Annotated in this window: 25 protein-coding genes; 10 read left to right on the top strand and 15 right to left on the bottom strand. The window is 63.7% G+C overall.

The window, feature by feature from the left end; all coding sequences use genetic code 11:
* Together HYH07_RS11505 and HYH07_RS11500 are read right to left on the bottom strand one after the other, a co-directional pair.
* Positions 1-1,860, bottom strand: coding sequence for a caspase family protein (locus HYH07_RS11505; RefSeq protein WP_220002602.1), 1,860 nt, complete (start codon positions 1,858-1,860; stop codon positions 1-3).
* Between the two features lie 252 nt (positions 1,861-2,112).
* Positions 2,113-2,856, bottom strand: a complete 744-nt coding sequence (locus HYH07_RS11500; RefSeq protein ID WP_220002601.1) for a hypothetical protein — start codon at positions 2,854-2,856, stop codon at positions 2,113-2,115.
* A gap of 217 nt (positions 2,857-3,073) precedes the next feature.
* Here HYH07_RS11500 and HYH07_RS11495 point away from each other — a divergent pair, with 217 nt between their 5' ends.
* Together HYH07_RS11495 and HYH07_RS11490 are read left to right on the top strand one after the other, a co-directional pair.
* Positions 3,074-3,403, top strand: a complete 330-nt coding sequence (locus tag HYH07_RS11495; protein WP_220002600.1) for a DUF6949 family protein — start codon at positions 3,074-3,076, stop codon at positions 3,401-3,403.
* A gap of 82 nt (positions 3,404-3,485) precedes the next feature.
* Positions 3,486-4,016: a gamma carbonic anhydrase family protein gene (locus tag HYH07_RS11490; RefSeq protein ID WP_220002599.1), complete on the top strand. Its 531-nt coding sequence runs from the start codon at positions 3,486-3,488 to the stop codon at positions 4,014-4,016.
* 105 nt (positions 4,017-4,121) lie between these two features.
* On the opposite strand, the gene HYH07_RS11485 is transcribed toward HYH07_RS11490, so the two are convergent.
* Positions 4,122-4,469, bottom strand: coding sequence for a hypothetical protein (locus tag HYH07_RS11485; protein ID WP_220002728.1), 348 nt, complete (start codon positions 4,467-4,469; stop codon positions 4,122-4,124).
* On the opposite strand from HYH07_RS11485, the gene HYH07_RS11480 reads away from it, so the two are divergent.
* Both HYH07_RS11480 and HYH07_RS11475 read left to right on the top strand, forming a co-directional pair.
* Positions 4,420-4,731: a hypothetical protein gene (locus HYH07_RS11480; RefSeq protein WP_220002598.1), complete on the top strand. Its 312-nt coding sequence runs from the start codon at positions 4,420-4,422 to the stop codon at positions 4,729-4,731. The genes HYH07_RS11485 and HYH07_RS11480 overlap by 50 nt on opposite strands.
* 103 nt (positions 4,732-4,834) lie before the next feature.
* Positions 4,835-5,143 (top strand): hypothetical protein, encoded by a 309-nt coding sequence (locus HYH07_RS11475; protein ID WP_220002597.1) that lies wholly within the window; start codon positions 4,835-4,837, stop codon positions 5,141-5,143.
* 219 nt (positions 5,144-5,362) lie between these two features.
* Here HYH07_RS11475 and HYH07_RS11470 read toward each other — a convergent pair whose 3' ends face one another.
* The 6 genes from HYH07_RS11470 to HYH07_RS11445 form a co-directional block, all read right to left on the bottom strand.
* Entirely contained in the window at positions 5,363-5,857 is a 495-nt protein-coding gene (locus tag HYH07_RS11470) for a hypothetical protein (RefSeq protein ID WP_220002596.1), read from the bottom strand.
* Between the two features lie 266 nt (positions 5,858-6,123).
* Positions 6,124-6,855: an aspartate/glutamate racemase family protein gene (locus HYH07_RS11465; protein WP_220002595.1), complete on the bottom strand. Its 732-nt coding sequence runs from the start codon at positions 6,853-6,855 to the stop codon at positions 6,124-6,126.
* Between the two features lie 5 nt (positions 6,856-6,860).
* Positions 6,861-7,739, bottom strand: coding sequence for an ABC transporter permease (locus HYH07_RS11460; protein WP_220002594.1), 879 nt, complete (start codon positions 7,737-7,739; stop codon positions 6,861-6,863).
* A 3-nt stretch (positions 7,740-7,742) separates the two neighbouring features.
* Positions 7,743-8,702: an ABC transporter permease gene (locus tag HYH07_RS11455; RefSeq protein WP_057744328.1), complete on the bottom strand. Its 960-nt coding sequence runs from the start codon at positions 8,700-8,702 to the stop codon at positions 7,743-7,745.
* Positions 8,702-9,991: a PotD/PotF family extracellular solute-binding protein gene (locus HYH07_RS11450; RefSeq protein ID WP_057744324.1), complete on the bottom strand. Its 1,290-nt coding sequence runs from the start codon at positions 9,989-9,991 to the stop codon at positions 8,702-8,704. The genes HYH07_RS11455 and HYH07_RS11450 overlap by 1 nt, the downstream gene beginning before the upstream one ends.
* Positions 9,992-10,034: 43 nt before the next feature.
* Positions 10,035-11,021 (bottom strand): ABC transporter ATP-binding protein, encoded by a 987-nt coding sequence (locus HYH07_RS11445; protein ID WP_220002593.1) that lies wholly within the window; start codon positions 11,019-11,021, stop codon positions 10,035-10,037.
* Between the two features lie 267 nt (positions 11,022-11,288).
* Here HYH07_RS11445 and HYH07_RS11440 point away from each other — a divergent pair, with 267 nt between their 5' ends.
* Complete coding sequence (locus HYH07_RS11440; RefSeq protein WP_220002592.1) at positions 11,289-11,996, top strand: GntR family transcriptional regulator; 708 nt, start codon at positions 11,289-11,291, stop codon at positions 11,994-11,996.
* A 19-nt stretch (positions 11,997-12,015) separates the two neighbouring features.
* Here HYH07_RS11440 and HYH07_RS11435 read toward each other — a convergent pair whose 3' ends face one another.
* Positions 12,016-12,225 carry a hypothetical protein gene (locus HYH07_RS11435; protein WP_220002591.1) on the bottom strand — a complete coding sequence of 70 codons (210 nt, stop codon included), beginning with the start codon at positions 12,223-12,225 and terminating at the stop codon, positions 12,016-12,018.
* Between the two features lie 354 nt (positions 12,226-12,579).
* Here HYH07_RS11435 and HYH07_RS11430 point away from each other — a divergent pair, with 354 nt between their 5' ends.
* On the top strand, positions 12,580-13,923 hold the full coding sequence (locus HYH07_RS11430; protein WP_220002590.1) for an amidohydrolase family protein: 1,344 nt from the start codon (positions 12,580-12,582) through the stop codon (positions 13,921-13,923).
* A gap of 127 nt (positions 13,924-14,050) precedes the next feature.
* Here the strand turns inward: HYH07_RS11430 and HYH07_RS11425 are convergent, their stop codons facing one another.
* The 4 genes from HYH07_RS11425 to HYH07_RS11410 form a co-directional block, all read right to left on the bottom strand.
* On the bottom strand, positions 14,051-14,677 hold the full coding sequence (locus HYH07_RS11425) for a transglutaminase-like cysteine peptidase (protein WP_220002589.1): 627 nt from the start codon (positions 14,675-14,677) through the stop codon (positions 14,051-14,053).
* Between the two features lie 330 nt (positions 14,678-15,007).
* The gene (locus HYH07_RS11420) at positions 15,008-15,619 is read right to left on the bottom strand and encodes a PilZ domain-containing protein (protein WP_057744308.1); all 612 of its coding nucleotides are present in this window, start codon (positions 15,617-15,619) and stop codon (positions 15,008-15,010) included.
* Between the two features lie 164 nt (positions 15,620-15,783).
* Positions 15,784-17,001 (bottom strand): MFS transporter, encoded by a 1,218-nt coding sequence (locus HYH07_RS11415; protein ID WP_220002588.1) that lies wholly within the window; start codon positions 16,999-17,001, stop codon positions 15,784-15,786.
* 208 nt (positions 17,002-17,209) lie between these two features.
* A complete protein-coding gene (locus tag HYH07_RS11410) occupies positions 17,210-17,617 on the bottom strand; it encodes a nuclear transport factor 2 family protein (RefSeq protein WP_220002720.1) in 408 nt (135 codons plus the stop codon).
* Between the two features lie 182 nt (positions 17,618-17,799).
* On the opposite strand from HYH07_RS11410, the gene HYH07_RS11405 reads away from it, so the two are divergent.
* The 3 genes from HYH07_RS11405 to HYH07_RS11395 all read left to right on the top strand — a co-directional run bounded on the left by HYH07_RS11405 (position 17,800) and on the right by HYH07_RS11395 (position 20,071).
* Entirely contained in the window at positions 17,800-18,951 is a 1,152-nt protein-coding gene (locus HYH07_RS11405; RefSeq protein ID WP_220002587.1) for a zinc-binding dehydrogenase, read from the top strand.
* 57 nt (positions 18,952-19,008) lie between these two features.
* Positions 19,009-19,449: a VOC family protein gene (locus HYH07_RS11400; protein ID WP_220002586.1), complete on the top strand. Its 441-nt coding sequence runs from the start codon at positions 19,009-19,011 to the stop codon at positions 19,447-19,449.
* 109 nt (positions 19,450-19,558) lie between these two features.
* On the top strand, positions 19,559-20,071 hold the full coding sequence (locus tag HYH07_RS11395) for a hypothetical protein (RefSeq protein WP_220002585.1): 513 nt from the start codon (positions 19,559-19,561) through the stop codon (positions 20,069-20,071).
* Between the two features lie 47 nt (positions 20,072-20,118).
* Here HYH07_RS11395 and HYH07_RS11390 read toward each other — a convergent pair whose 3' ends face one another.
* Positions 20,119-20,643 carry a hypothetical protein gene (locus HYH07_RS11390; protein WP_220002584.1) on the bottom strand — a complete coding sequence of 175 codons (525 nt, stop codon included), beginning with the start codon at positions 20,641-20,643 and terminating at the stop codon, positions 20,119-20,121.
* A gap of 285 nt (positions 20,644-20,928) precedes the next feature.
* Between HYH07_RS11390 and HYH07_RS11385 the strand changes: the two genes are divergently transcribed.
* Positions 20,929-22,926: a DEAD/DEAH box helicase gene (locus HYH07_RS11385; RefSeq protein WP_220002583.1), complete on the top strand. Its 1,998-nt coding sequence runs from the start codon at positions 20,929-20,931 to the stop codon at positions 22,924-22,926.
* The last annotated feature ends 15 nt before the right edge of the window (positions 22,927-22,941 follow it).

Below are 22,941 nucleotides of genomic sequence, written 5' to 3'. Positions count from 1 at the left end.
TCAATTGCAGACCTCACCCGTATAAGTACCCTTAGCGACGCCAGCGGCCCCGCCGTCCGGCACTACGAGCCGACAACCCGGCCGGACGGGGCGGCAGCCCAGGTTGTTACAATAGATTTGGCCGCTCGCTCGCGGGTTCGACGGTGGGGACTCCACCTTCGTCTTGTCGCCGTCCCTCGACTTCGCCTCCTCTCGCGTGGCGACCGGCTTCTTGTCCTGTATCCTCTCGCATTCATTGTCATCGTTGACGCGATAGCCGGCGCGGCAGGCAATCTTGACGCAAGCATCGCCGTCAGCCTTGAAGCCGTGATCGCACACCAGCGGGCAGACTCGGCCCGGCTTGGCCTTGATTGCGTCGAGCGCGTCGAAGCTTGCGAGCTTGGCGTCGAACTTCGTTCCCGCATATTTGTTGAACAGCGTCAGCGAGCGTTGCGATGACGCGTTCCAGTCGCCGTCGGCCGCGGTTGCCAGACAGCCGACACGGCGGAGTTCGGACTGAACCAGCTTCGCGGTCTCTTGTGGAGAGAGGCTCGACGGGGAAGAGGTCGGAGCAACGGCGGCAACTTTCTGCTCGCTTTCCCGTGCTTTCGCGTCCGCAGCCTGCTTCGCTGCCAGTTCTGCGGTCGCCTTGTCGTTCGCGATCTTGTCGGCGAGCGCCTTCTCGGCGGCTTGCTTGTCCGCCAGCGCCTTCGCCACGGCCGCTTCGGCATCCTTTCTGCGTTGTTCTGCTGCGGCCGCCTTGGCCTCCTCGATTTGCTTGGCCTTTTCGGCCGCGGCCTTGGCGTCCTCGGCAGCTTTGGCGGCTGCTGCTGCCTTCTCCTGTTCGGCTTTCTTGGCCCGCTCGGCGACAAGCCGAGACTTCTCGTCCTCGGCTTGCCTGGCCTTTTCCGCGGCGGCGGCCCGGGTTTCTTCGGCGACAATCTTGCTCAATTGGCCCTTGGCAAGGTCGGTGTAGAAGCCGCTTGGGTAACGGTTGATGAAGGAGGACCATACGTCGCGGGTGCCGATCTGAAGGGCCAGTTCGTAGTCGCGCCGGATTTCGCCGTCGGGATTTGCCTGCGGTCCAGCCGCGGCCGGCTTGGCCGGAATCAGCGCTACGTCATCGCCACCGAGCGAACCATAGACAAAGGGTTCCTGCTTGTTGCCGGTGGCCTTGAGCACGTCGTCGCGGACGAAACGGAACGCCTTGCCGAGGTCGAGCCCCGGCGTCGGCAGGCGTTCGACCAGCGCGGTGGCAAACGGGCTGTTCTTGCTATCGCCGTCCGAGGCGGTTGAGCCGGCCTTGGCCGCGAAGGCGATCATGGTGTTCGGGCTGGTCGGCTCGACCTTGGCAAGACCGCGCCCGATCGCGCGCGAGGCAACCGTGCGCTTCATCGTCTTGGCGAACGGATTGTCGCGACAGGCATCCAGGATGACGAGCCGGAGCTGCTTGGCCGGCTCCACGGCGAACAGCGCGCGGTCGAGCGCGACGGTCTCGTCGAGCACGTCGCCGTCGGTTTCCAGCACGGCATCAGTGGGGATCAGGTAGTTGGTGCCGTCGAGCTCAATGCCGTGCCCGGCATAGTAGATGACCGCAACGTCGGCATCGCGGGTTCGGCCCGCAAACTCACGCAACGACCGGCGCATGTCGCCGGCGTTGAGGTCGAGCCTGACATCGACATTGTCGAAGCCGGCCGTCTTGAACATGCCGCCGACCAGGGTGGCGTCGTTCACCGGATTGGCGAGCCGCGGGGCGCTCTTGTAGGCGGAATTGCCGATCACCAGCGCGACGCGTTTTTCGGCGGCCAGCGCAGAGCCGGTCCCAAGCGAGGTCGCAAGCCAAGCCGCAACAATTAACCAACCAAACAGCCGAAGCTGCATTCCAGCCCCCGAATGCAATAAGTCTCAGACTATCCGTAGAATGGCCGGATGCAATTTGTTGTCTGTGACATCGGTCACATTTCAGGCCACCGCGCCATCCAAATCAATTTCTCCATGAGGCCATCATGGCCTATTTCGGCCGAGGAGTCAACAGAAATTTCTAAAAAGGCGAATTTTTGAAAACCAGAAACAACCGCAGGGGCGCTTGGCTACTGTGCATGGGGTTGTTTTCGATTTTTGCTCGCTCCGTTCTCAGCCCTTCGGTCCGCGCAGCTGCGCGGTCAGCTTGTCCATCGCTTCCGCAACGCCCCGCCATTGCGACAGCCAGCTGCGCGGAAAGCGGAAGGTGAGGTCGGCGCCGTCGACACGGCGCTCGGACAGGCACATGCCGGGCGTGGCTGCATCGCGCATGCAGCGCGCGGTGAGCGCGGGTGAGCTGGCGGAATACAGGTCCTCACCGCCATAGGACGTGTCGCCGCGGAAGGAGCGCATCGTCAATCCGTCGTCCGGCACCGTTGCGGCCTGTTCGAGATAGCGCGGATAGATCGTCGTCGTCCGCTGCTCGGGCGAGAGCGCATCGTGATGCGCCGCGATCGACAGGAAGATGCGGTCGATCGGCTGCATCGCCGTGTCGACGGTATCCGCGGTGACATGCGTCGGCCCGCTCGGTGCCTCCAGCGAGGGATAGAGGAAGTCGAGGTCGATGCGCTCCTGCGGTCCGGAGTGCCGCTGGATCTTCATCCGGATCGCGGAGACCGGCAGGTTGAACAGCGTGCCGCCGACGCTGACGGGCAGCTTGTCCGGCGCGTCAGTGCCGCCCGTGCTCCAGGTCGGCCACAACAGATAGGCCACCAGCCCGACCGCGCTCGCGGCGAACGCACCGGTGAGCGCGAGGGGGACGAGATGGGTCCGGGCACGCGCCTTGGCACTCATCTTGGCGCTCATCTTGGCATTCGTCCTGGAAGAGCGAGGGGAGGTTGCCGAAAACACCGTCATGAGGTCGCGCAAATGGATCCGGGGCCGGTCGGCCGATGGCCGACGAATCACCGGCGAATATGCCACGTGGCGGCGATTTCGCGGAAGGCTCCGGGCTGCCGGGGGCTCTGCGCAGGGCGGGCGGCGGCGTTAACCTTCGCTTAAGGATAATGTAGCGTTAACCGGCACTATTTGTCACAGGAAGGCTCCTCGCGTTGCGTATGGGCGGACTGTTCCGATGACACCTGAAGCTCTCAACACCTTCTTCTCGATCTGCATCGGCTTTGCGCTCGCGGGTGCGCTCGCCAATGGTTACCAGGCGCTGTCGCAGCGCCCCGCAGGCTTCGGATTGCTGCAGGAGGGCGTGGCGCCGACGACGTTTGCGGCCGTGCCGTTCCTGGTGTTCGCGGCGCCCTTCATCATCATGCGCAATACGCTGCGCGGCATGCGGCTCGAAAGCCGCCGCTTCGAGTTCGTGATGATGGCGACCATCATTGCCTGCTTCTGGAGCATGATGAGCGGCACCTTCTTCCTGATGACGCTGCGCGCGACCGGCGTCATCGGCTGACGGCTTGCAGGGCTGCGCGGCCGCCCTTTGCCTCCGCGGCGTCGTTTCGCTATGGCTTGGGCCAGCGTGACAGGAGACCTCCATGGCGATCTACGAGCTCGACGGGCAGGCGCCCGATCTTCCTTCCGACGGCAACTATTTCATCGCGGAAACCGCGACCGTGATCGGCAAGGTGCGCCTGAAGCCGGGCGCGAGCGTCTGGTTCGGCGCGGTGCTGCGCGGCGACAATGAGTGGATCGAGATCGGCGAGGGCGCCAATGTGCAGGACGGCTCGACCTGCCACACCGACCTCGGCTTTCCGCTTGTCATCGGCAGGAACTGCACCGTCGGGCACAACGTCATCCTGCACGGCTGCACCGTCGAGGAGGGCGCGCTGATCGGCATGGGATCGATCGTCATGAACGGCGCGAAGATCGGCCGCAACAGCATCGTCGGCGCCGGCTCTGTCATCACAGAGGGCAAGGAGTTCCCCGAACGCTCGCTGATCATCGGCTCGCCCGCGCGCGTCATCCGCACGCTCGATGATGCCCAGGTGCAGAAGATGGGCAGCGCCGCAAGGTTCTATGTCGCCAACGGCCCGCGCTTCCAGAAGGGCCTGAAGCGGATCGGCTGATACGGGCTTCGGATCGCCGGAGAGGACGCGCATATCTTTGTGACTATGGTCGAGGATCTCGGCAACGAGATGGGCGCCGCCGCTTAGCAGCCGTCCGGAGGAGCGTCAGTTTCCCTCGGATTCCCGCGCTTCGATTGTGCCGGCGACCTTCTCATGCCCGGCCGCCCACAAGGCGTGCTCGTCACTGCCGTCTGTGTAAGGGTTGGCTTCGGCCGGAATGTTTTCGCGCGCCGCGCGCTCGCCTTCTGCAAAGGGATCGCGATCCGTCATCATGATTTTGCCTCTCACAGTTTCGCGCGCTGCCACCTTGGTCGCTGCGCGGTCGAGTTTCAAGCTGATGTGACGGGATTTGTTCCGGAACCTGTTTTTGCTGCAACCGTTGATCGGGCAGGGAGATTTTCCAATGACCCAGCCGTCCGCAAGCGCTTCGATCAAGATCTTGATCGTCGTCATCATCGGCCTCGCCGTAATGCCCGCTGTCTCGTTCGCACAGACCACCGGCGGTGCGACCGGATCGACCGGCGGTGTCGCCAATGCGCCGGCGCCGCCGCCCGGCACCAACAGTCTGGGTACGGCGCAATCCTCCGGCGCGAACACCGCGCCGGGTGTCACCACCGGCGCAGCCTCGGGCACGAACCCCGACGCCGATGCCACGGTACGCGCCGAGAACCGCCTGCTCGACAAGAAGATGAAGAGCATCTGCCGCGGCTGCTGACGCTCGCGCGGAAGTGAGCCGGTCCTCCTGTCGTCAGCGATCAAGTGACATTAGCTTGCTCCTGATTTGCTGTGTGGAGCGTTTCCACGCGGAGGGTGAGTTGATGTTGCGCAAGTTGATCGTGGCCGCACTGGCCCTCGCGGCGGTTGGTCTCGCAGCGCCCCAGGCGGCGCAGGCACGGGGTGGCGGCTGGGGCCATGGTTGGCACGGCGGCGGCTTCTGGCCGGGTGTGGCGATCGGCGCCGGCATTGCGGGTGCCGGCTATCACAGCGCTTTTGGCTATGGCTACCCGTACTATGGCGAATATTATGGCGTCGGCTACGAGGACTACGCTGCGCAGTGCTACCTGGTGCGGCAGCGGGTCATGACGCAATGGGGCTGGCGCGTCCGCCGTGTTCAAGTTTGTGAATAGAAGCAACTGTCATGAGGGCGGTGCCTGGCCGAGGCGCCAAAATACTCGGCATCAAAAAACAAGGCCGTTGACGCAGTATACCGTCAACGACCTTGCCAGCCCCGGATATTGAAATCGGCTCACGCCATCCGGTAGAGCCGAACATGGCCCGGAATCACACCGACAAATGTGATCCATTTCACATCCGGCGAAAATAAAGGGTCGTGACCCGGGATCTAATCAGCCCCTCGCGCGTTTGCGGGCGCTGGCATGGACGCGGTGGGGCGCCGGTTTCCTCGGAGTAACCGATGGCGTGTCGGCCTCGGTGGACCGGACGCTGGCAAAGGATTGCCGCAGCCCGTCGATGGACTCGTTCAGACTGGTGACCTGATCCGACAGGCGCTTGGTGTCGGCCTGCTGCGAGGCGAGCAGCTTCTTCATGCTCTGGAGCTGGTCCTGCACGACCTGGAGCTGATCGATCGATTCCTGCTGGGTCGCCTCCAGTCCTTTGGTCTTCTCGACCAGTTGTTCGGAGGCCTGCGCCGCGCGCACCTGAAGCTGCCGCGAGGCGACCACGCGGTCGGTCTCAGGCGCAGTGCCGGTATAAGCGCGCCAGATCGCGATCGAGGTGACGCCGGCGATCAGGAGCAGCAGCGCGGCAGCCGTCAACGCGATCGGCTGGGCGCCAAGACGAAGAAGGGGATTGGACGGTGTGTCCTCTGCGAGATCGATCATCGCTGACAAGACCCAAATTGAAACTTGGTGAGTGGCGAAGAGCGGCAGCACTAGAACGCAGACAATGCGGCCGGGGCGTCCCGAAAGTGTTACTTTTCAGCAACAATTGGGACAAAAAGGTGGCCACTTGAGGAAAAAGCGAGGCTCCGCCGGAGCTTCGGCAGCGCTTAAGGACGGGCTGCCTTCAACGACGGCTGAATCGTCGTGCGATAAGGCTGAACGCGGTACACCGTCGAAGATCCGTGCCGTCAGTGCGCAGCAGACGCTCAGGGCTGAAACGGTGCAAACGGGCCTGAGTAGGCCTTCGCGCGCGGCGCCGCGTAGGGGCCAAGCCGGGATGTCGCGAGCCCGAGCCGGACCATTCCTTCCGCCAGCGTCACTGCGGCGGCAACGCCATCAACAACGGGCAGGCCGTGGGTGCCGGCGAGTTCTGCCGCAAGATCGGCCATGCCGGCGCAGCCGAGCACGATGGCCTCGGCGCGATCGTCGCGGATCGCTGCCGTGATCTCCGCGGAGATCTTGCCGAGCGCCTCCGTATTGCGCTCCTCGAGCGCGAGCACCGGGACTTCGGCGGCACGGACGCGGACACAGCGCTCGGCCAGGCCGTATTTCCGCAAATTATGTTCGATCGGCACGATGGAGACGCCAAGCGTCGTCACCACGGCAAAGCGTGCCGCGACCAAGCTCGCCATGTGAAAGCCGGCTTCGCCGATGCCGATCACCGGCGCTTTCGCCACGGCACGCGCGGCATCGAGGCCGGTGTCGTCGAAGCAGGCGATGATGTGCGCATCCGCGCCGTCGCGATCGGCCTCGCGGATGCAGCCGAGCATGCCGGGCACCGCGAAAGCCTCGTCGTAGAATCCCTCGATCGAAACCGGCCCCATCGCGGGCTGGCGCGCGTCGATCACCGTATCGGGCAGTGCGATGGCGCGGGCCGCCGCGGCGATCTTCGCCGTCATCGTCGCCGTGGTGTTGGGATTGACGACGTGCAGCCGCATTGCAGTTAGACAAGTCCCTTGCCTGCGTCCGACCCCTTGGCCGCCTGGCGCTTGTTGAGCATGTGGATGGTGCCCAGCGCAAGCGTGATCACCGCGAAGGACACTGCGGAGATGATGGTGCCGAGCGCATAGATATCCGGGTTCGTCACCGTCGTGGTGAGGCCCTGGAGGTCGAGCGGCAACGTATTGACCGCGCCGATCGCCTGGCTGGAGCGCGCCAGTTCGTCCCAGGACAGCGTGAAGCCGAACAGGCCGATGCCGATCACGGACGGCAGGATGATCGGCAGCACGACATGACGGAAGGCCTGCCACGGCGTCGCGCCGAGATCGCGCGCCGCTTCCTCGAGCCTGGGATCGAAGCGGTTGAAGATCGCGAACATGATCAAGAGACCAAACGGCAGCGTCCAGGTCAGGTGCGCACCGAGACCCGAGGTGAGCAGGCCCATCGAGGTCTCGAAATTCCCGTTCCAATGCGCCTTGATCAGATCGTCGATGATGCGGAACTCCAATGAGATTCCGAGCGAGGTGATGATCGAGGGCACGATCAGGCTCGCGATCGCGGAGTAGAACAGAATGCTCTGCGCCTTGAACTTCCTGCGGAAGGCCATGCCGGCAGCAACCGACAGCACGACGGTGACGCCCATCACAATGACGCCAAGCAGCAGCGAGCGGCGGAAGGCTGCGCCGAGATCGACGATGCCGGTGCCCTGGAACAGCTTTGTCAGCCAGTAGGTCGACACGCCGTTCATCGGGAAGGTGAGGCCGCCTTGCGGCCCCTGGAACGACAGCACGTAGATCGCGATCATCGGGCCGTAAAGAAACAGCACATAGGCCGCGAAGAAGATTGCAAGCACGTAGAATGAGCGCGGGCGTCCTTCCTTCATCGCCTACAGCTCCTTCTTGATGTCGACGATGCGCGACATCATGGTGATGATCAGGAAGGTGATGACGAGCAGGATCACGGCATTGGCGGCCGCAGCCGGGAATTGCAGCGCGTTGACCCGGGTCTCGATGATCTTGCCGGCGGCGGCGATCTGCTGGCCGCCCATCACGCCGATGGTGATGAAGTCGCCCATCACGATGGTGATGACGAAGATCGAGCCGATCACGATGCCGGGCTTGGCCAGCGGAATGATGACGTTGACCAGCGTCTGGAGGCCGGAGGCGCCGGCGTCGTAGGCCGCCTCGATGAGCGATTTGTCGATGCGGACCATCGAATTGAAGATCGGCACCACCATGAAGAAGGTGAAGAGGTGGACCAGCGCCAGCACCACCGAGAATTCGGAGAACAGCAGCCATTCCAAGGGCTGGTTGATCAGTCCCGTCTTCATCAGGCCGGAGTTGACGAGGCCATTGCGCCCGAGCAGCGGGATCCAGGCGATCATGCGAATGACGTTGGAGGTCCAGAACGGGATCGTGCAGAGCAGCGACAGTCCCATCTGCCAGGTCTTCGACTTGACATGGAAGGCGAGGAAATAGGCGACCCAGAAGCCGATGAAGAGCGTGATGGCCCAGACCAGGAAGCAGAGCTTCAGCGTCTTCAGATAGGTTTTTGCGATCGTGCAGAGATCCGGGAGCTGCGCGATGCAGCCTTCGAACGTGTCGGTATAGCCGCGGCCGGAGAAGGCCGGCAGCAATTGATATTCGTTGTAGTCCCAGAACGAGACGATGACGACGAAGACCAGCGGGATCAGGAAGAAGGCGAGAAACACCAGCATCATCGGCCCGGCCTGGAGCCAGGAGACGAAAGACGGCGACAAGCGCGCGGATTTCGCCGCGCGCCTCGTCTGGGATCCCCGGACGAGGTCCGGGGATGCCTGTTGCAGGATGTCTTCTGACGTATCCATCACGCGGCGATGAACTCGTTCCACTTGCGGACCATGTAGTCGTTTTCGTCCATCACCGCGTTCCAGCAGGCGACGCCGCCCATGCGGTCCTCATAGGAGCCGCCGTCACGCACGGCACCGGCTTTCTCCAGCAGCGAGCCGTCGGGCGCCTTGATGTCCTTCTCGGCCGGCTTGCCTTCCATCCAGTAGGCCCACTCGTAGGGCTCCATGTTGGCCTTCGCGGTCGAGAGCACGGCCGAGTAGTAGCCCTGGCGGTTGAGATACGCGCCGGCATAGCCGGACAGGAACCAGTTGACGAACTCATAGGCCCAGTCGAGCTTGTCGCCCGACACGCCCTTGGAGACGCAGAAGCCGGACGCCCAGGAGCGATAGCCTTCCTTGAGGGGCTGGAAGGTGCAGGGGATGCCCATCGAGCGCACCTTGGTCACCGCCGGCGACCACATTGACTGAATGACGGTCTCACCCGAGGCCATCAGGTTGACGCTCTCGTTGAAGTCCTTCCAGAACGCGCGGAACTGGCCGGCCTTCTTCGCTTCGGTCATCACCTTCATGGTGAGATCGATCTCTTCCTTGGTCATGTTGCCCTTGTCGGCATATTTGTACTTGCCGGTGGCTTCCACGACCATCGCGGCATCCATGATGCCGATCGAGGGGATGTTGAGGATCGAGGCCTTGCCCTTGAACTCGGGATTGAGCAACTCCGACCACGAGGAGATCGGGCGCTTGATCAGGTCGGGACGGATGCCGAGCGTGTCGGCGTTGTAGACCGTCGGGATCAGCGTGACGAACTCGGTCGCCGTCTTGGAGAACGTCTTGGAGTCCTTGCCTTCGAGATAAAGCACCTTCCAGGGCGCGGTGCCCTGACCGCCGATCTTCTTGCCGCCGGGCGTCTCGCCCTTGGTGAAGACGGGGGTGATGTTGTCGAATTCCTTGATCTTCTTGGCGTCGAGGGCAAGGATGTTGCCCGACGGCACCAGCTTCTTCAGCGAGAAATATTCGGTGTCCAGCACGTCGAAGGAATTCGGCTGGGTCATCACGCGCTTGGTGACATCGTCGGTCGTCGCGGTGATGTATTCGATCTTGATGCCGGTGTCCTTCAGGCACTGCTTGGAGATGTCGTCGCCCTCGTTCACGGCGGTGCCGAGATAGCGCAGCACCTTCGGCTCGGCCGACATCACGTAGGGGAAGCCGGTGATGGCGCCGGAGCCGGCGGCGAGGCCAGCGAGACCCGCGGTGCCCTTGAGTAGCGTGCGGCGGCTGACGCCTGTCTTCTTGGTCGTCTCTGTCATTCCAGTCACTCCTCTGTGTTGCGCATTTTCTAAAATGACGGCGCTATTGTAGACGTTGCGCCTTGGCGGGATCCCAGGTGGCCAGCACGCGATCGCCCGGCCGGAACGGATGGACGTCGAAGGTGGACTCGGGAAGATGGGAGAACAGGGCGGTGCCGTCGTCCAGCGTGAGCGAGACGGCAACATAGGAGCCCTGGTACTCGGTCTGGGTCAGCAGCGCCGGCGCGCCGAATGCGCCATCAACGAACGGCACGATGCCGAGCTGATCGGCGCGCACGGCGATCAGCTTGCCGGCGTCGCTGAGGACGTTGTGGCCGCCGATGAAGCGCGCCACGAATTCGGTGCGGGGATGGTGGAAGATGTCGCGGGCCGTGCCCTGCTGCTCGATCTTGCCCTGGTTCATCACCACGATGTGGTCGGCGAGGGCCATCGCCTCTTCCTGGCCGTGGGTGACCTGGATGAAGCTGATGCCGAGCTCGCGCTGTAGCCGTTTCAGCTCGCCGCGCATCTTGACCCGCAGGAACGGATCGAGCGCGGACAGCGGCTCGTCGAGCAGCAGGATCTGCGGCTCGGTGATCAGCGCTCGCGCGAGCGCCACGCGCTGCTGCTGGCCGCCGGAGAGCTGGGCCGGCAGGCGGCTCGCATAGGGGCTCATCGCGACGAGTTCGAGCAGCTCGCCGGCACGCTTGTGGCGCGTCGGCTTGTCGATGCCGCGCATTTTCAGGGCAAACGCAACATTGTCGAGCACAGTGAGGTGCGGAAACAATGCGTAGGACTGGAACATCATGGCCGTGCCGCGCTTGGCGGGCTCGAGGTCCGTGACGTTCTGCGGGCCGAGGATGATGTCGCCCTCGCTGACCGCTTCGTGACCGGCGATCATGCGAAGCGTCGAGGTTTTGCCGCAGCCGGACGGGCCGAGCAGGCAGCAATAGGTACCGGCCGGGATTTTGAGATTGACATTGTCGACCGCTACCGTCGCGTCATAGCGCTTGGTGACGGCAACCAGTTCGAGAGCGGCAGGAGTGGCCATGGCGTGTCCGAGAGGAGGGCGGTGCTCCGCCTCTCTCCGCAAGGTCCGTGCCAACAGCGCCAATATTCCTGAATTCGAAAACTGTGCAGCGGAGTCAGATCGTTAGATCGAATCCAGCGTGTTTGGGCGATGCCTCGGGTCGGCAGGAGCATGCACACAAAATGGGCGAAGATTGTATAAAGTTTCGCCTGTGATTGGATACAGCTCGTCGATTACCATCGAAGGCCGAACGCCCGATCGCGTCCTCAAACCCAACACTTCGAACTGATGGCCGCCAAATCCCGCCCGAAGCCCGATGCGCCCGACGCGAGCGATCGCGTCAGCCGGATCAGGGAGGGTGTGACCGCGGCGATCCTTGAGCATCGCCTGCTGCCGGGCACCAAGCTCGGCGAGGATGAGATCGGCGAGATCTATGGTGCGAGCCGCACGCTGGTCCGCACCGCGCTACAGCAGCTCGCGCATGAGGGCATCGTCAACATCGAGAAGAACCGAGGTGCATTCGTTGCCCGCCCGACGCCTGCGGATGCCCGCGAGGTGTTCGAGGCGCGCCGCCTAATCGAGCCCACCATCGTCGATCACGCCGTTGATGCCGTTTCGCCCGCGTGGATCGAGCGCCTTCAGCAGCACCTCAGCGAGGAGCGCGAAGCCGAACTGCGCGGTGATGCGCGCGCCTCGGTCCGGCTCTCCGGCGAATTTCATCGGCTCATCGCCGAGATGAGCGGCCACAGCATCTATCTCGGCTTCCTGAAGGAACTGATCGCGCGCTCCTCGCTCATCATCCTGCTCTATCGCCGTCACGACACGCCCGCCTGCGGCACCGATCATCATGCCGAGATCGTTACTGCGATTCACAAGCGCGACAAGCAGGCTGCGCGCACGCGGATGCTGTCGCATCTGAACGAGATCGAGGCCGAGCTGTTCCTGAAGGATCCCGCCGTGGACGAGTTGCGGCTTGCCGACGTGCTCGGGGCTTGAGGCGAGCCGCATCGCCCGGCTATGGCAACGAAGATCCTTCGTTGCGCCTGACGATCTTCAACACCAGCAGAACAGCGCCAACGACCAGCAGCAGCACACCGGTGAAAGTTACGCCGCCGTATTCAAAGGTCACGCCGACCGCGATCAGCAGGCATCCGAAGATGATTGCGAAGAGACCGCCGAGTTTCTTGACGAGCAGGAGGTGTCCGTCGCTTGTTTGTGCCACCATGTTACGCCTCGCACTTGCTGCGCGTTGTTCGCTGCTGTGCAGACTGCGCTATCGTACGCCTGTCGGCGATGGTCGCAATCTTGCGTTGATCTGAGATCGATTGCGTTGCTCGAGCTTTGGTTGGAGTTCGATGCAACCGAGGCAGCCTCGCTTACTCATCTGCCAGCATTTCCCGATGGATTAATTCTGGACATGCATCTCCGTCGGGCTCGTATGGCTACAATACCAAATCGCTCTATAGTTGTAAATTGACTCTGCTTGATGGCAGGCGTCAACTCTCGTTCGCGCAACGAGTTCTCGGAGCTGCTCTGGCATCAGCGAATCCGCTGTGGAGTTGGCGCGGGGAGATCGAACATGTCGGGATTGCCTAGGCTAGCCGGCTTCACGGCGCTGCTCGCAACGATTGGCTGCATCGCATCGCCCGTGCCGGCTCAACAGGACAACGCCGTCCTGTTCCGCAACGTCAAGATCTTCGACGGCAAGAACGCGACGCTCTCGGTGCCATCCAATGTCCTCGTCAGGGACGGCAAGATCGAGAAGATCTCGACCGCGGACGTCGGGGCCACTGGCCAGGTCGTCGACGGCGGCGGCCGGGTGCTGATGCCGGGACTGATCGATGCGCATTGGCACGCGATGCTGGTGCGGCCGACGCCAATGGCGGCGATTGCCGGCGATATCGGCTACAACAACCTGCTCGCCGCCAGCGAAGCGACGGCAACGCTGATGCGCGGCTTCACCACCATACGCGACATGGGCGGACCGACCTTCGGCCTCAAGCAGGCCATCGACGAGGAGCTTGTCGCCGGACCGCGCATCTATCCGTCGGGGGCCATCATCACCATCACCGGCGGTCATGGCGACTTCCGTCAGCTTTCCGACCTGCCGCGAACCCTCGGTGGCATGCTCAGCCGCATGGAGCAGATCGGCGGCAGCATGGTCGCCGACAGCCCGGACGAAGTGCGCGTGCGCGCACGCGAGCAACTGATGCAGGGCGCCTCGCAGGTGAAGCTCACCGCGGGCGGCGGCGTGGCCTCGCCGTTCAGTCCATTGGACGTCTCGACCTTCACCGAGCCCGAGCTGCGCGCCGCCGTCGAAGCCGCCGACAACTGGGGCACTTATGTCGCCACCCACGCCTATACGCCGGTCGCGATCCAGCGCTCGATCGCAGCCGGCGTGAAATGCATCGAGCACGGCCATCTGATGGACGAAGCGAGCGCGAAGCTGATGGCCGAGAAGGGGATCTGGCTCAGCACCCAGCCATTCCTCGAGATGTCCGGCGCGGCCGCCGCGCTCGGGCCGTCGGAGCGGGACAAGAAGCAGCAGGTCGTCGCCGGCACCGATCGCGTCTATGCGCTGGCGAAAAAGTATCACCTCAAGACTGCCTTCGGCACCGATATCCTGTTCTCGCGGGCCCAGGCGGAGAGGCAGGGGTCGTTGCTGGCGGCACTGACACGCTGGTACACGCCGGCCGAAGCGCTGGCCATGGCGACGTCGAGCAATGCGGAATTGTTGAGCCTCTCCGGCCTGCGCAATCCCTATCCCGGCAAGCTCGGCGTTGTCGAAGAGGGCGCGCTCGCCGATCTTCTGCTGGTCGACGGCAATCCGCTCGACAACATCAACCTCGTCGCGGATCCCGCGAAGAGCTTCGTGGTGATCATGAAGGACGGCAGGATCTACAAGAACATCCTGCCGCGCTGACAAGCGCCCTAAAAAGTTGCGGCCAGGCTTTGGGGGAAGCCTGGCCGCGCGCGAACCGGTCTGGGACGGGGAGGGGTGGGGATGTGACCGGGTCGCGTAACCTGTTGTCTCGTTGCCACTGATCGAACTACTGGTCTCTTGCGCTGGCGGTCGAGACCGCCGGCTTGGTATCGCCAAGCGAGACCCAGACGTTGGGATCGCTTTGCGACTGGCGCTTGACGAAGCGGTAGCCGGTCTCCGTCCAAGCGACGACGTTCTCGTTCTGATTGTCGAGAACGAACTCGCCCTTGTCGGTCTTCACCGTCAGCACCGCGTGTCCTTCGCCCTTCTTGTCGCGCACCACAGTGATGAGCAGGGCCTCGCGCGGCCAGCCGGCATCCATCAGCATCTTGCGCTTCAACAGCACGTAATCTTCACAGTCGCCGTAGCCGTCGGTCGGCAACGACCATTTCTCGACGACGCCCCAGTGCTCCTCGTCGGTCAGAGGCTTGATCGTCTCGTTGACCCAGCGATTGACCTTGGTCAGGTCGCGCCACGCGGCCTGCGACATCACGATGTCGCGTGGTTGCGTCGGTCCGCCCTGACACTGAGCGGCGTTCTCTGCACAAAACTCGACCCAGCCGATCGGCGCGCGCGTGGTGTCGCCGAGGCTCGCGTAGAGCAGGCGGCTTTCGCCGGCCTGCACCGCCGCGCTCATTCCGAACAGCATGGCGGCGAGCGCCAATGCTTTTCCCTGTCCCCTGAAATCCAACATTGCGGCCCCCGTTTCTTGTTGGGACCACATTTCGCATGGAGCTTTTGCGTTGCCGCTAAGTCGACCAAGTCAAGTCGAGACGAATGCAAGTAAAACTGGCAGCGAATTCGCTCTATACTTGAATAGATCTCGATTAAAATTTGAGAATACTGCAATTGATTCAAATTGTAGCAATTAACGCGGAAACACTGAGGGAACCGCGGCTTGAGCGGGGGGACAGGCCGGGCGTTAACCGCCTGCAGCGGTCCGCGAGACGCGAAAAAGCCGGCGTCTGCATCGCAGAGGCCGCCTTCGGAGCTGGAAAAACCGGGGTTTTGACGCCGTCGCGCTTTACCGCGCGGTAACGCTCTCTTCGAGTGTCTCGATCGGCTGCTCGTGCATGAATTCGAGCGCGAAGCCGTCCTCGAGGTTTCGCACCACGCGGCCCTGGACCCGGCCGAGTAGAACGGTCGATTTCAGCGGCGGACGGTTCTCAGCCGCAATCGCCGCGCCCGACAGCGACAGGTCGATGATGCGGCAGGTCATCTTGGTGCCGTCCTCGAGCGTCAGCACGGCGATCGGGTTGCGCGGCACGATACGGTCGTGGCGGCGATCTTCCGGCAGGTTGAGGATGTCGCGATTGGCGAGCCAGGTCAGCTGGGCTGCGAGCTTGTCGCGCTTGCGCGGCGTCGCGCCCACCGTCATGGCGAAGCCGTTGTCGATGATCCTCGTGATCTTGCCCTCGACCCGGCCGATATGGTCGAGATAGGCGACCACGCGGTCGCCGACATTGCCGATGCCGGGCGCGAGCAGCGCAAGGCCCCCCGGCGACATGTTGATCACCTGGCAGGGGAATTCACGGCGATCCGGCAGCATGTAACGGCCGAGCAGGTGCACCTTCACCCGCTGGAAACGCCGACGTTCCTCGGCGGCCGGAAGAAATTTTTTGTTCGCCAACGCCATTTTCACTACCCGACCCCCCGCCCGGGCGGAGTCCGACACGACCCTAAGGTGCATAGGGTTAATGCCACGTTATGATTTGGCGCGGCGATGACGGACAAAGCCACATCAGGGGCGGCCTGTTCTCCGGTGGCTCCGCGATCGGGGCAACCGGCCGGCCCCCTAGTCTAGGCCGTCCTGGTCGCACGCCCATAAAGTAGGCAAAGCACGGCCAGCAACACTGCGGCCGACAGGCCCAGCGACCAGTGAATCCCGATCGCCGCACCAAAGACGCCGACGGTGATGCCGCTGAACGCCCGCATGCCAAGTCCCGCCATATTATAAAGACCGACGACACGGCCGCGGATGTCGGAGGGCGCATTCAGCTGCACCAGGGCCTGCGCCATGGTGTTGAACGACAGCTCGAAGAAGCCGGCGCAGAAAAGCAGCACGATCGCGACCGGATAGATCCGCACGGAGGCAAAGCCGAGCAGCGCCACGCTCCAGAGCATCGCGAGCGTGATCGCGGTGCGCGCCGTGCCCTTGAGGCGTCCCCACGATTCCAGCGCAATGCCGGCGAGTAGTGCACCGCCGGCGTCGGCCGCGAGCAGCACGCTATAGGACACGCCGGGATCACCATGGCCGAGATCGCCGGCAAAGCCCGGCATCTGCGCGTGATAGGCGTTGCCGATCATGAAGGAGGTGAGGCCGGCAAGCGATGTCATCGCCGTCAGCACCGGCTGGCTGCCGATGGCGCGGATGGTCAGCAAGATGTCGGCAAAGCCACGCACGGCGTAGCGCCGCACGGCAAGGCTGCCGTCGCGCACCGGCGCCCAGAACAGCCACAGCAGCATCGGCAGATAGAACAGCGTGTTGAAGATGATGCCGTGCGAGGGGCCGAGCCTCAGCATGATGATTCCGCCGACCGCCGGGCCGACCAGAATACCGAGGTAGCGCGCCATCGCATTCAGCCGCACCGCGCTCGGAAGGTCCGCAGGACCGACGAGATCGTACAGCAGCAGCTGGTTCGGCGTCTGCCAGAGCACGCCGGCGCAGCCATGGATCACCAGCAGCAGCATCGCGTGCCACATCTGGATCGTGTCGGTGATGAAGAAGAAGCCCCAACCGGCCGAAGCCAATATGAACAACAGCATGCCGCACTGGATGATGCGGCGCGGATCGAACCGGTCGGCGAGCCCGCCGACCACGACCGAGAACAAGAGGAACGGCAGCCAGTGCGACAGCACGGCAAAGCCGCCCAGCGTCGGCGAGTGGAATTTCTGGAAGACCACCCAATAGCTGATCACGTGCTCGATATTGTCAGCCATCATCGCCAGCACATAGGCGATGAACTGCAGCCGGTACGGCACGGACTTCATTGCCGCGAACGATCCGGACGCGGTCATGGGATTTTGGGGAAGGGGATTCAAGCGGGCACCTGGGCAGGGACTGTCCGGCCTTACACGCTCACCTGCGGACGCTCAAGAGCTTGCACGTGGTCGAAGACCTGCCATGCCTTGCATGCTAGCTGTGACGTCGTTCCGCTATGGACCATGCACAGGCGCTGCAAAATCGCGACGGCGGGACGAGCGGCGTCCCGAGCCGGCGCCTTCCTCACTTCTTGCGGCAGGTCCAGCTATCCTGGGGCTCGTCGGCCCATGTGGTACCAAGGCCGAGCATCGTGATCCAGGTTTCGGCCAACTTGCCGCCCTCGATACGATAGCTTTGCATTCCGGCGCGGCTGCGCTTTTCGCCACTTGCGGGATCGGGCCATACGAACGCAAATCGGAACCACGCGCGGTCGAACGTGAAGGAATGATCATGCACCACAACGCGGATTCCGGGCCGGTCTCGATGCACCATCTGCAATTCCGCAGCATACTCGTCCCGCGTGACGCTTCGGTCGCCTCTCTCATCGTGACGGATATAATGCGATCCCACGCAGTCTGGGACCAGATCGAATCGTCCCTCATGCCAGACCCGCTCCCAGCAATCGAAAAGCGCACGTATGCTATCAGTCATGGAACCCCGACAATCTTGCTGCGGCCACACGGCGCGCTTTGATGCTCCGGCATCCACAACCTGCGGACACAACTAAAGAGTGTCAACACCTGCGTTGCTGTTCCCAACGCGGCGTACCTGTCATAGGCTGAGCGCGGCCAGCAACCAATCAAACACAACAAGCGGGCCGCGAGGAAGCTGCCATGGATTCAATCCGCGTCTGCACCCACGCAGGACCAGGCTCGGAGCCCGTGATCAAGTCCGTGCCGTGGCCGAAGGTCGGCCGCAAGGGTGCGCTGATCAAGATCGGGGCGTGCGGCGTCTGCGGCACGGATCTGCACATCTTGAAAGGTCATTGGCCGAAGCCGCTGCCCTGGCCGTTCACGCTCGGCCACGAGCTCGGCGGCGTCATCGTCGAATGCGGCGACGAATTCACCGAGGACTTCATGAGCAAGCCGCTCGAGGTCGGCTCGAAAGTGATGATCCCGCCGCTGATGCCGTGCGGCCGCTGCTATTACTGCATTCATTATCCGCAAACGGCCAACAAATGCCTGACGCCGGTTTATTACGGCCGCTATCTCGGCTTCGACAAGGCGCCGCATATGTGGGGCGGCTGGGCTGAATATGTCTATGTCGATCTCGACATGCTGCCGGGCACCAAGATCTACAAGCTGCCCGACGACATGTCGCTGCGCCTTGGCGCGCTGTCGGAGCCGCTGACCTCCTGCATCCGCGCCTTCAACCGCGCCAGCCGCGCCGGCGGATTCAGCTGGGCCGACACGGTCGTGATCCAGGGCTCGGGCCCGATCGGCATTCTGGCGGTCGCGGCGGCGAAGGAGATGGGGGCAGGGCGCGTCATCTGCGTCGGCGCGCCGGAGGAGCCGCGGCTAAAGCTCGCGCGCGAGTTCGGCGCGGAGGCGACCGTGAACATCGAGGAGCTCACATCGCCGCAACAGCGGATCGCGCGCGTCCGCGACATCGTCCGCGGCTTCGGCGCTGATCTCGTGATGGATTGCTCCGGCCACCCATCAGCGGGCCCCGAAGGCATCGAGATGCTGCGCGACGGCGGCACCTATGTCGAGATGGGCCAGTTCACCGACGCCGGCTCGATCGAGACCTCCTGGCATCGCATCTGCACCAAGGACCTCAACGTGCTCGGCTCCTGGGGCTTCACCGGCAACGATCTGCCGCTTGGCGTCGACATGCTCTACCGCACTCGCGATAAATATCCGTGGCTGAAGATGCAGACGATCTATCCGTTCACGGAAGCGGGCGTCGCGCGAGCGGTGAAGGATGCGATGGCGATGAAGACAGTGAAATCGACCATCGTGCCGTGGCCGGAACTGGTGGAATGAGATCTCGTAGCCCGGATGGAGCGGAAGCGTAATCCGGGCTACGAGTCGGAGTTTGGAATGAAGGACGAGATGACAAGCGAACAGACAACAGACGCCAACCCGCGCACCCGTTCCCCCTTCAGCGCCATCCGCGCGATCGACTACACCGTCATCTTCGTGCGCGATATGGCGGCGATGCGCCGCTTCTACGAGGACGTGCTCGCTCTATCCCTGCTGCGCGAATTATCGCCGAACTGGATCGAGTATGGGATCGGGAGCAACACGCTTGCATTAGCGCGACCGAGCCGCACGGCGGCCGATGCTCCGATTCCGGCGGGGAGCGCCTCGCTGCAACTGGCCTTCAAGGTCTCGCCGGCGGAGGTCGATGCCCGCGCCGAGGAGCTCGTGCGGCAGGGCGTGGCGCTGCTGTCGCCGCCGACGAACCAGCCGTTCGGGCATCGCACGTTGTTTTTCAGGGATCCCGACGGCAATCTTCTGGAAATCTACGCCGAGATCTGAGGTGGATGGAACCGAATGCCGCCAAATTCCACAGGGCATCCGCGAATGATCCACTGGGGCGTGAAACTTAAGCCCGGGTTCCGGCTTTGAGTTTGCGGGAGAGTATATCGTGAAGCGAATCCTGGAACCCATCACCTACGTCCTGGCCGCCGTCTACTTCCTGGTGGATGCGGTGTTCATGGCCGTGGCGATGCCGATCTCGCGCTGGATTGCCCGGCATTTCGAGCTCAAACGGCTCCGCGCCTGGATCAGATCGCTGCCGCCTTATCCGTCGCTGGCGCTGTTTTCCGTGCCCGTGCTCATTCTGGAGCCGATCAAGCCGCTGGCGGCTTACCTCGTTGCAACAGGTCAGTTCCTGAGCGGCGTGGCGGCGTTCGTCGGCTGTGAGCTGCTCAAGCTTGTGCTGGTCGAGCGCCTGTTTCACCTGACGCGCGACAAGCTGATGCGGATCCCGGCGTTCGCGTGGGTTTACGGCAAGTTCACCGAGATGAAGGCATGGCTGCAGGCGACCGAAGCCTGGCGCGCGATCCGCGCCTTAAGTCGGGCGGCCAAAGACTGTGTCGCGCGGGCCAGAGCAAGGCTGGCCGAAAGCTTCGGCAGGCCCGTGACATCAAGGGATTAGGGCCGCGCTTGCTATGCCGTAGGCGGGGACGAGTGGGCATGCATCCGTCAATCGTCGACGGAATCTGAGGCGGCGTTAAGCTCCTTCACCACCGTCGCGCCCACGACCTTCGCGCCCTCCAGCTCGCGCACGATGCGGTCATCCGGCCCCACGATGCCGAGATCGAATTCGCGCTCCGGCGTGATCAAGATCATGCGCTGGCCGACGATGACGACGACCGTCATGTCGTCGCGCTCGCCTTCCTCGGCCCAGGCGCGGATCTCGCTGGCGTAGGGCTCCCTGCGCCACGCATGGGGCGCGCCGGGGTCGCAGCGGATCTCGATGCCGTCCTCCGAGGTGGTCAGAACCAGCTTGGAGCGGTTCGGCTTCCAGCGCGCGTCGAGCAGGTTGTTGATGAGCCAGAGGCAACTGAAGCTGCCGCATTCGGTAGGCCGTTCGACGTAGATCGTGCAACCGCGGCCGGGATTGCAATGCGCGCACCAGTTGCCTGCCGGCTTGGCGAGCGCCTCGATAGCCATCACTTTGCAACAAAGCGTGCATTCGCCGCACTGACGTTCGTCCGACGAGGCCATGCGTCCATTCCGGTACGTCCAAACGTGGGCAATTTAAGCGAGATGGCCGCAAAAGTCCGCCATTCCGGCCCGAAATCGCGTTTGGGGCAGGGCCAGCATCCCGCACCTGTTCACCCTGTCGCCAATGCCATGCATCAAAGCCATGGTGATTTGACAGCTTCTGGCGTAAAGAGCGTCCAAATCGAAATCATCAAGGGTGTGATCGGGCCTTCTGCAGTGATTGCAGCGTCAAGGTCCCTCGGCTCTTTCCGTTCCGCGCCCGGACCAACCAAGGTTTTCCATTCCGTGTCTTTTCCGGCCCTGACCCCGCCGCTCGCCCGTGCTTTGGCCGAGCGCAATTATGATTCACCGACACCTGTTCAGCTCGCCGTGCTCGGCGAGGATGCTGTCGGCCGCGACCTCCTGGTGTCGGCGCAAACAGGCTCGGGGAAGACCGTTGCGTACGGGCTGGCCATGGCCAGGGACCTTCTGGGCGACGCCGAGCGGTTCGCGCAGGCCGCGGCGCCGCTGGCGCTGATCGTCGCGCCGACCCGCGAGCTCGCCTTGCAGGTCCAGCGTGAGCTGACCTGGCTCTATCAGCATGCCGGGGCGCGCGTCGTCTCCTGCGTCGGCGGCATGGACCCGCGCCGCGAGCAGCGCGAGCTCGCCGCCGGCGCCCACATCGTGGTCGGCACGCCCGGCCGCCTGTGCGATCATCTGAGGCGCAACCGCCTCGACACCTCCGAATTGAAGGTCGTCGTGCTCGACGAGGCCGACGAGATGCTCAATCTCGGCTTTCGCGAGGACATGGAGTTCATCCTCGAGACCACGCCGGAGACGCGGCGCACGCTGCTGTTCTCGGCGACCTTTCCGCGCGGTATCGTGGCGCTGGCGAAACAGTACCAGCAGGACGCATTTCGCATCGAGGTCGCGGGCGACGAGGGCGGTCACGCCGACATCGAGTACCGTGCCATCCGGGTCGCTCCCGGTGATGTCGAGCATGCGGCCGTCAACGTGCTGCGCTTCTACGAGGCACCGAGCGCGCTGGTGTTCTGCAACACGCGCGATGCGGTCAGGCATTTGCAGGCGGCACTGCTTGAGCGCGGCTTCTCCGTGGTCGCGCTGTCGGGCGAGTTGACGCAGAACGAGCGCACTTTGGCGCTCCAGTCGCTCCGGGACGGGCGCGCCCGCGTTTGCGTCGCGACCGACGTCGCCGCGCGCGGCATCGACCTGCCGAGCCTCGATCTCGTCATTCACGCCGATTTGCCGAACGACCCCGAGGTGATGCAGCATCGCTCGGGCCGCACCGGTCGCGCGGGCCGCAAGGGCACAAGCGTGCTGCTGGTGCCGCCGGCACGACGGCGTCGTGCAGAGTTGCTGCTCAATCTCTCAGGCACCGAGGCGGTCTGGGGCACGGCGCCGCAGGCGGATGAAATCCGCAAGCTCGATCATGAGCGCATGAAGGAGGTGTTGTTCACCGAGGAGACAACATCAGACGATCTGGAGCTGGCGAAGGCTCTGTTGGCCGAGCGGTCGGCGGAGGATATCGCCGCCGCGCTTGCGCGGCTCTATCGCGCCCGGCTGCCGTCGCCTGAGGACATCATCGATCCCGGCGAGGAGCGCGGACGGCGCGAGCATCGCAGCCGCGACGATCGCGCCCCGCGCGGCGACGATCGCTCCGAGCGTCCTCGCGCCAAATCGGCGAAAGGGTCCTCGAAGCATGTCATGGCGGAGCCGACGGTTTGGTTCCGGGCTGCCATCGGCCGCCGCAAGAATGCGGAGGCGCGCTGGCTGCTGCCGATGATCTGCCGCCGCGGCGGCATCGACAAGCGCGACATCGGCGCGATCAAGATCAGCGACACCACCACCGAGTTCGAGATCTCCGAGCGCGTCGCGGAAAGTTTTGCAGCCAAGGTCAAGCGACCGGACAAGGAAGACAGCATCCGCATCGAGCTGGTGACCGCGGCGCCGCAGGCGGCGGCAGCAGTGGAGAAGCGCCCACGCGCTCCGCAGCGCGATGACGGTGACGACGCTCATGTCGTTCGCCACAGCGACGATCCCTGGAACGTCGGTGAGCCGAAGCAGCACGACAGGCCTCGGGGAAAGCCTGACGCGAAGCACCAGGGCAGGCCGTACGCAAAGCCCCACGCAAAGCCGCACGACGGCGGCAAATCCGGCAAGCCGGCGTTCGGGAAGAAGAACAAGACATTCGGAAACAAATCCGGTGACGCCAAATACGCGCCGTCGGTCACCGAATGGCCGGGCGCGTCGGGCAAGAAGAACAAGAAGAAGCGCCGCGGCTGAGCGGCCGCCGATGGC

The organism is Bradyrhizobium sp. BR 10261, from assembly GCF_019455395.1.
GTDB lineage: Bacteria > Pseudomonadota > Alphaproteobacteria > Rhizobiales > Xanthobacteraceae > Bradyrhizobium > Bradyrhizobium manausense.
This window is presented reverse-complemented; position numbering and strand designations above follow the sequence as displayed.